The sequence below is a fragment of the Ferroacidibacillus organovorans genome, from assembly GCF_001516615.1.
Taxonomy (GTDB): domain Bacteria; phylum Bacillota; class Bacilli; order Alicyclobacillales; family SLC66; genus Ferroacidibacillus; species Ferroacidibacillus ferrooxidans_B.
In genome coordinates this window covers 1-7,824 of the sequence record NZ_LPVJ01000016.1, presented here as the reverse complement: position 1 = coordinate 7,824, position 7,824 = coordinate 1, and the positions used below count along the sequence as shown (strand labels likewise).

Sequence of the window (7,824 nt, the reverse complement as noted above, 5' to 3'; positions counted from 1 at the left end):
CTTGCTGGCGTCGTGGGAGTGAAAGACATCTCCATGGTCATGATCGTGATGGTGTTCGGTCATTGAAATATCTCCTTTTCTTCGTGGTATATCTCCACTCTTCAGTTCTTCAAGGCAGGTTCTACAAATACACCTTTTTCCGACCCTGATGGGATTTTGTCGGATATCTCCTGCGGAAAGAATTCTTGATCACACCAACATGTTCCATGGGGTTTGCCAGCAACATTGCCGCAGTTGTTATCCCTTCCACAAATCGGGTATTTGTTCCCATTTAACATTAACCTCAGCCGCCTTGTTGCCTTTTTCGGTCTATGATTCGACCGAGAATCTTTAATTATCCCATTGAACCCTCTTGCCCTGCCCTTCTACCACTCGATTTTCTCTGGATAATGCTCGATCAAACGAATTTCTTCCACAGAGCAATGATGTTCCCGTGCCACTGTCCTAACTCCCTCTTCAACTTGGCGATATTCCTTCCCTTTTTCAGTCATTCGTTTGACAATTAAAGATAACTCCTTCGCCCTTTGCTCTCTATCCCCGATTTCAAGATATCGAATGTTCAACATATCCAGGTATTGCGTCGTGTAGCCATCCGTCCATGTATAGTCATTGTGCAAGAGGTTCACGATTCGCTTGTATGAAGCCTCTGTCACAGCTTCTTTCAGACAATTCGCGATCAACGACTGAAACAATCGAGCGGTCACAATATGTGCATCCCATAGATTTTTCTTGTCCACCAACGGGTAAGTGGCTGACTTTGCATGTGTTTTAGCATAAAGACGGATAAAGTCGTTGATTGCCATAGTGACGAAAAGTGCCTCTGGATAGTAAACTTGGCACTTGTAATACAAATTTTTATCCGGCGTGATCATCTCCAACATTCGCATCCTGTCCGCATTCATACCGTTGTCAACGAACTCAAATTCCCGATCACCCTGGAACGCATGTCGAATGTCATACATCACTCCGAGAATCCGAAGACGCGCCCCTTCGTAATTCCCGTATTCCCCTTCATCTCCAACGATCATGAGTAGCGCCAGGTATAGCGTATCGAGGTCCTGATCGTCACCAGATATCGCGATACCTGCTAAATTCGGTGTATTGCGGATAGTTAGCATGGCATTCACCTGCGTTCAATTTTAATAAGGTCAAGGTAAAGTATAGCGAAAGAATCACAGAATGAATGGGCATAGGCACCCGTCGTATCGCGGCGAAGTTACCTTGAGTATCGTGATGAAATACGTCTATAACCTCGTCATTCTCATTCAGGACAAGTAACGCCATTTCCTTTTGTTTATTAGGAACAGCTTTTATCTATGTTTAACTTAAAATCTCGATCAAAGGGTTTTGGCACGATCATCACCTCGAATGATTTTATTTTACATTCTCAGTTCGTCGTGTCCACTTTTATAGCCTAACATCAAATCATCCCAAGTGCCGCGCAATCTGCGTCCATAGAGAAGTTGGATTTCTGGTTACAGTCGACCTAGCCTGGACGCGTTGAACAGTTATAAAAGTCTTTAGCCCTGCCGCCAGTCGAGTCATACCCATCTCTCTAAAAACACCAAATGCTCCCGCCGTTCAATACTTACATCGCACCCCTACTTGTTTCTTGATAGCCGGTATCGGATTCAGCAAGCGTATTTACTGGTCAATATGATCTCGAAGCCATTCACGGTGCAATTCTTCATTGTCGCACGAGACTGTGCAGATCGTTCCTGACTCCTTCAAATCGGACGTCGATCCCAATTCAAGAAAGACCTCATGCCCACCGCTACGCGCTTCGGCTTACTTGCAAAATGACCATCCGACACGACATCTCAAATCAACATCCCTCACGATGAATTGCCCTTATGGACGGTCCTTTCTGCTCCCCCATCGACTTCTTGCGAAGCCTTGCCTTCTCCATCTCCTGCCGTTGACTTCACTCGCCCTGCAGAGCAAAGATGGACATCCGGAACTATAACCTGACAATCGAGGTGACACGCAATGGAACCAAAGAAGATCTACGAAGTGGCCATGTACCTGCGCAAGAGCCGCGATGATACTGGCGGTGAAGAAGATGTCCTACTCAAACACGAAACCGCACTCACCGATCTCGTCCGAAAGAACAACTGGCGCTATGTGATTTATCGGGAGATTGGCAGCTCCGACAGCATCGACTTTCGCCCTGAATTCAAACGTCTGTTGAAGGACATCAAGAACGATTTTTATGATGCAGTTGTCGTCATGGACTATGACCGTCTCAGTCGTGGCGACAAGGAGGATCGGGCGCGAATTGAAAAGACCCTTCAGCAGTCGAACACCCTCGTTGTGACTCCTCACCGCGTCTACGACCTGAACGATGAGGACCAGGAACTGATCACCGACATTGAAGGCGTCTTCGCTCGCTACGAATATCGAATGATTAAGAAGCGGTTCCAGCGCGGCAAGAAAATTGGGGCAAGACTCGGCCACTGGACCAACGGTCCTGCCCCCTTCCCGTACGTGTATAACTCAGAAGCCCACAGCCTGGATGTAGATCCCGAGAAACTGGATGTCTACAACTTCATAAAGCACCGGATTTTGAGCGGTACCACGTGTAGCGGCGTCTGCTGGGAACTCAACCGCCAGGGCATCCAGTCACCGAAAGGAAAACTGTGGTCTGAAAGCGTGCTGTACCGGCTCATCCTTAACGAAGTGCATCTCGGTCGAGTCGTATACGGCAAAACGAGCGGTGGACTCCACAAGAAACGCAAAGCTGCACCGTTCAAAGTGATCCCACGTGAAAACTGGATCGTCGTCGAGAATGCTCACCCTGCCGTCAAGACCCCGGAGGAACACGCGGAAATCGTCACACTGCTGGAAAGCCGCCGAATTCAGCCCAAACACGCCCGTCGTGGCACCTATCTTCTCTCTGGCCTACTCTACTGCGGCAAATGCGGCTACTCCCTGCAGTTCCAGCCGAAACCAAACGGGCGCACACTCGTGAAGAAGTGCCAAAAGACCGATGCATTCGGGAATTGTTGTGGCAATCGCGGGATCGAACTCGAACACGTGGAAAAAGCGGTTATGGAGAGTCTACGCGAACACGAGGCAGTACTCCTGAAAACGCCCGTTGAGACCAACGAATCAGACTTCCCAACGGAGCATCTGCTGCACACCAAAGAACGAGAACTCGAATCGTTACGTGACGGAGCGAATCGGCTTAAGGACCTATTCGTGATGGGCGATGTGACAAAAGCGGAGTACAAAACGCGGCTGGAACGCCTGAAGGATCTCACTGTGAAAAAGGAGAACGAGTATGAACAACTGAAGGAGAGCCTCGACGGATGCACGCCCCTCACTCACGCAGAACGGCTGCAGTTGATTGACGAACTCAAAGCCTCCTGGAAGGCCGCCATCGACGTGCAGGAACGAAACCGACTTATGAAGCTGATCATTGGGCGGATCGAATACAGGCGAAACGGGGGTGAAGTCGACATTCAGGTGAAGTTTCGATGACTGTGCACTTCTAAAGACTAAGGCCAAGTGATATGGTAAAATGTGTTCAAGCGATGATGAAGGTGTGGTATTGTGATGCCGTTGATGGATTTAAAGGTCGATTTTGCTTTCAAACAGTTGTTTGGGAAACAGGGAAATGAGCCAATCCTCATTGCCTTCCTCAACGCGACTCTGAAACTTCCAGAGCACGATCGCATCACGTCCATTGAAATTCTGAATTCAGAACTGGAACCTAAACATTTGGACGACAAGAAATCGGTTCTGGACATTCACGCACGTACGGAAAACGGTGCGCGGATCAATATCGAAATTCAGCTCGCAAATCGGTATGATATGGAGAAACGCACACTGTATTACTGGTCGCGAATCTATTCAGGTCAATTGAACGAAGGAATGGGCTACAAAGAGTTGGCGAAGACCATTACGATTAACATCTTGAATTTTCGATTCGTAAAACCAACCGAACGATACCATACAACGTTCCACCTATTTGAGGATGAAGAAAAATTCTTGCTCACCGATGTCTTGGAAATCCATTTCATGGAGATCTCGAAACTTATGGTGAACTGGCGCAAGAAAGCTCTCAACCTTCATGAAGACTTGCTCGTCCGTTGGTTGCTACTCTTGGAAGCTGGAGAAAATGAAGACATCCGTCGAGAATTGGAGGCGATTGCAATGCAGGATTCCGTCATGAAGAAAGCCTTTGCAGAATGGGAAGACATTAGCCGTGACCCTCGGGCCTGGTCTGAGTACGAATCTCGCCGAAAAGTCATTTTAGATGATGCTGCCGCTGTTCGTGAGGCAGAACTGCGGGCGCAAGAGGCAGGAGAAAAAGGTGCATTACAAGCAGCAGAAAACATCGCGAGGAACCTGTTAGCGTCCGGCATGGATATGGAGACAGTTGCACAACATACTGGTTTGTCGAAGGAGAAAGTTGCAGAAATGCATCGAAATATTCAATGAGCGTCATGAATGTGACAACACATATTGTAGTGCTCTCAAAACCCGATACCAATGCCGCAGATCCCTTACTATACACGAAGTGTATTCTGCAGTCCTGTTAAAATAAAGTTGCAACCATGAATGGGTGAATTTTACGAGACTGCCCATAGACTTGAAACATCACCTTCGATTGCTTTCGGAAGCAGCCTTCTACAACGAAGCAACATATTGGAATGACGTAGTTTCTAACGACTAGTGTTTGGACATGCTATAGGGTTGGGGATGAGAAATTGACGATTACAATTGACTTTTATCGGGTGGATGAACCGAGTAGTGCATCTCTGGATTTCGTATTTCAGCAAATTTCGAGTACACCTGTTGAAGAGCGAACTCGTAAGGTGTGGAAAGAATACGGAAATGTAAATGAAATAGAACTTAGAGATGGAATTTGGTTTGGAACAATTACCAAAATAAGAATGAACGCAATCCCGCAAAAGGCACGGTTGGACGGCAGCGTCGAAGATTTTTCATTAGCAGAGGACGAAGGTGTGGGTGAACGCTCGTCTTTCCTCTATGATCCTTCCCAGAATTCTAAAACACTGGTTATGCAGTATAACCACTACGGTATCAAGTCGGGTGCCTTACGCGAATATCTCTCGAATTTCATTCAGAGGGCCGAATTTGAATTACCACCATATTTAACAACTGATGCTTTGCAGCGTATGACGAGGCAAAATATAATTCGAACATTACAAGTCTCCTTCGCAGCCCCATCAAATGTTCAAATTTTTGATAACTCTGATGAAGCCACAAGTGCAATGATAAAGTTCTTGCGTGAATTGGACGGTGGAAAAGCCAACATCGAAATCAAAGCTGAAAGAGCTCGAGGTGAAACACTTTTGCCTCGAGGGATTCGTCGATTAATCGAATCGATGCTGGCAAATCGCGAATATGTGTCTGCCTTACGGGTGACTGGCCGAGAGCAGGATGAGAGTCCCCTTTTACCCATTGATCTACTGCATGACCGAATGATCGAAACAAATCCCTTTAATCCTACAAGACGTAATCGTTTGTTTCCCAAGCAGATGTACATTTTTCTTGAAGATGCGTATAACAAAAGAAGGGCAGAGATTCAAGCTCAAAATGTGGCCGGCAGGGATTGATACATTGTGGGATATAAATTTGAGCGTAGATATCCACTTCTTATTAGTTCCGGCATGGGCATAGGTGTTTTTGTCATATACCACGCTTTGGACCTAGGTCCTTTGCAAAATCTAAAGGACATTCTAACTGACCTTGTTACATTCGGTGCAATTTCAGTTGGTTTCTTATCCACGGCACTTACATTGTTGTATGCGCTTGAAGACAAGAAAATTATTAGTCAACTAAAGCAGCTTAAACGAACATCCAACAGTGCATTTCACGACATTTTATCGTATATGATGCGCGCTATATCGGCCACCCTTTTCCTAACTGTCGGATCCATTGTAGAAACAGCTTTTGCTGATACTCACGTTCATATACTTTTTCAAATTCTGATTAGTTTATTGACCTTTTTGTTTTCCATAAGTTTACTTTGTCTGTATCGTGTAATTCGAATTCTCGCTGCTTTATTGTTTGAGTGAAAACTTACCAATTGGCTGGAACCGAGGTGTAAACGGCGTTCCGTAATGAGCTATACCCCACACCTGAATTTCCTAGATTATGTTCACCAAAGTTAATTTCCAGAGGTATAAAGCTAGACATCGGCCGCGTACGCCAACCCATTCTGGTCTATCCATAAAACGTTCAAATGATTGCATTCGTACCCAACTTGCCTCTATGTACTCTTCAGGAGTAGTTTACGGACCCGCTACCAGTGACAGGTCCATATATTACTCCATTCCCGTATATTGCCACTCGTAGCCCCGCAGGGCTACGAGTAGCCTATGGACAAAAGGATTGGCCGGTTGAACCTGCGAGCGATACGGAACGCTTCGTCGCACCAAGGGTACCAGTCGACTGGATTATGGGCGTGCTGAAGGAGATACGGCGATTTTTCGTGGATCAGGCGGTTGGTGAATTTGTGGCCGCCGTTGTTGGAGTTCACGGTTGAATCATCCTCTCTGGATGGATTTACCGTTAGTATACACCCATGCGGGGAAAAGTATTGATGCTTGGGAAACAGCATAAAAAGGAGCCCTGGTTCTGGGAAGTGAAGAACCAAGGGCCTGTTGTAGAATTATCCTGCATCTTACTGGGGGTCGTTCAGTCACTAAACTGGTGGCCATGGCCTTCGAGATGTACTGCCACAACTCCTTATCCATGCCGAATTCCGCTGCTCGGTCCGGGTTCTCCGCGTAATATTGTTCAGCGGATCGCGTGATGCTAGAATCGCCGCCTGTAAAGAGGTTGACGAGTTCTTTCCACCGCTTGGCCAACAGTTGTACCTCAGGACTATCAGGAGGCGTCCCCTTTTTCAGTTCTACGCGTACGTTGGCAATCAGGCTTGGCCATTCGTTCTCAACCTCTTTGATTTTCTCGGTTCCCAGAAGTTCCCCTTGTTTCTTGAGTTTCTCCATCTGCTCTGGAGTAAAATACTTCTCCGTCATTTTCATCACCTCGATGATTTTGATCCATTCCTCTCCAGTCAGTTCTCGTTGAGCTTGAACCAACTCATATAGACGCTCCAGTCGGCTCCGCAAGTCTTCCTGAATTCGGATTTGTTGAACCAATCGATCCAACTGCATTCGAATTGCTTTGTCCGGACGAAAACTGGGGTTGTCAAGCAGTTCTCCGATTTCGTCCAGAGAAAAACCCAACTGCTTCAGAGAAATGATTTGTTGCAGACGAGCGATGTCCTTTCCCGAATACAGTCTGTGACCAGCGCCAGAGTGCAAAAAAGGAACAAGCAACCCGATCTGGTCGTAATGGTGCAGCGCCCGAATCGTAATGCCCGTCAGCTTCGCCAATTCCCCACTTTCCATCGTTCTTTTTCCGCCATCATCCCCTCATTTCGTGCACATTGATATTGCCGGCAAATTCATCCTACAACCTGACATTGCGTCAGGATCAAGTATTTTTTTACATTCTTGAACACTAAATGTTTGCCTTCATTTTTCCTCAACCAAGAGGTCCACAACGCATCTTCATGCAACTGCAAACCTATGGCCTTCTGAGATTTTCGCGCCCGTTACCTGTATAAGAATCTCACGGCGACAGGAGATTAAATAGTTCATCGACAGTATCTACCAAATGGGTTGCGTTTGCCTGAACAAGCTCTTCCTGTGAACCATACCCATACTTAACACCAATTGAATCAATGCCATTCGCATTTGCCCCAACAATGTCATGTTTACGGTCTCCGACCATAATGAAATCAGACTTCGGAGAACCGTTGAATTTTCTTATAGCATGCTC

General features: G+C 46.6%; 8 protein-coding genes and 1 pseudogene. 4 read left to right on the top strand and 5 right to left on the bottom strand.

Annotated features, from left to right (window positions below; genetic code table 11):
• Positions 1-101: 101 nt before the first annotated feature.
• Both ATW55_RS16705 and ATW55_RS05405 read right to left on the bottom strand, forming a co-directional pair.
• A complete protein-coding gene (locus ATW55_RS16705) occupies positions 102-278 on the bottom strand; it encodes a cysteine-rich CWC family protein (protein ID WP_235587013.1) in 177 nt (58 codons plus the stop codon).
• An 87-nt stretch (positions 279-365) separates the two neighbouring features.
• Positions 366-1,118, bottom strand: coding sequence for a DUF6904 family protein (locus ATW55_RS05405; RefSeq protein ID WP_067711825.1), 753 nt, complete (start codon positions 1,116-1,118; stop codon positions 366-368).
• A gap of 871 nt (positions 1,119-1,989) precedes the next feature.
• Between ATW55_RS05405 and ATW55_RS05400 the strand changes: the two genes are divergently transcribed.
• The 4 genes from ATW55_RS05400 (at position 1,990) to ATW55_RS05385 (ending at position 6,050) form a co-directional block, all read left to right on the top strand.
• On the top strand, positions 1,990-3,483 hold the full coding sequence (locus ATW55_RS05400; RefSeq protein WP_067713668.1) for a recombinase family protein: 1,494 nt from the start codon (positions 1,990-1,992) through the stop codon (positions 3,481-3,483).
• Between the two features lie 72 nt (positions 3,484-3,555).
• A complete protein-coding gene (locus ATW55_RS05395) occupies positions 3,556-4,446 on the top strand; it encodes an Rpn family recombination-promoting nuclease/putative transposase (protein WP_201024932.1) in 891 nt (296 codons plus the stop codon).
• Between the two features lie 269 nt (positions 4,447-4,715).
• Positions 4,716-5,588: a DUF6731 family protein gene (locus ATW55_RS05390; protein ID WP_067713663.1), complete on the top strand. Its 873-nt coding sequence runs from the start codon at positions 4,716-4,718 to the stop codon at positions 5,586-5,588.
• A 6-nt stretch (positions 5,589-5,594) separates the two neighbouring features.
• Positions 5,595-6,050 carry a hypothetical protein gene (locus ATW55_RS05385; protein ID WP_067713659.1) on the top strand — a complete coding sequence of 152 codons (456 nt, stop codon included), beginning with the start codon at positions 5,595-5,597 and terminating at the stop codon, positions 6,048-6,050.
• Between the two features lie 293 nt (positions 6,051-6,343).
• On the opposite strand, the pseudogene ATW55_RS15710 reads toward ATW55_RS05385, so the two are convergent.
• The 3 genes and pseudogenes from ATW55_RS15710 to ATW55_RS05370 form a co-directional block, all read right to left on the bottom strand.
• A pseudogene (locus ATW55_RS15710) lies at positions 6,344-6,514 on the bottom strand (DUF255 domain-containing protein); the annotation flags it as partial.
• 7 nt (positions 6,515-6,521) lie between these two features.
• Positions 6,522-7,391: a MerR family transcriptional regulator gene (locus ATW55_RS05375; protein WP_067713648.1), complete on the bottom strand. Its 870-nt coding sequence runs from the start codon at positions 7,389-7,391 to the stop codon at positions 6,522-6,524.
• 223 nt (positions 7,392-7,614) lie between these two features.
• Positions 7,615-7,824: HAD hydrolase-like protein (locus ATW55_RS05370; RefSeq protein WP_153005022.1), on the bottom strand; the 210-nt coding region annotated here is incomplete at its 5' end.

Excerpts from the sequence above, each read along its gene's own strand:
- ATW55_RS16705 (WP_235587013.1), bottom strand. The coding sequence starts at position 278 with ATGTTAAATGGGAACAAATACCCGATTTGTGGAAGGGATAACAACTGC.
- ATW55_RS05405 (WP_067711825.1), bottom strand. The coding sequence starts at position 1,118 with ATGCTAACTATCCGCAATACACCGAATTTAGCAGGTATCGCGATATCT.
- ATW55_RS05400 (WP_067713668.1), top strand. The coding sequence starts at position 1,990 with ATGGAACCAAAGAAGATCTACGAAGTGGCCATGTACCTGCGCAAGAGC.
- ATW55_RS05375 (WP_067713648.1), bottom strand. The coding sequence starts at position 7,391 with ATGGAAAGTGGGGAATTGGCGAAGCTGACGGGCATTACGATTCGGGCG.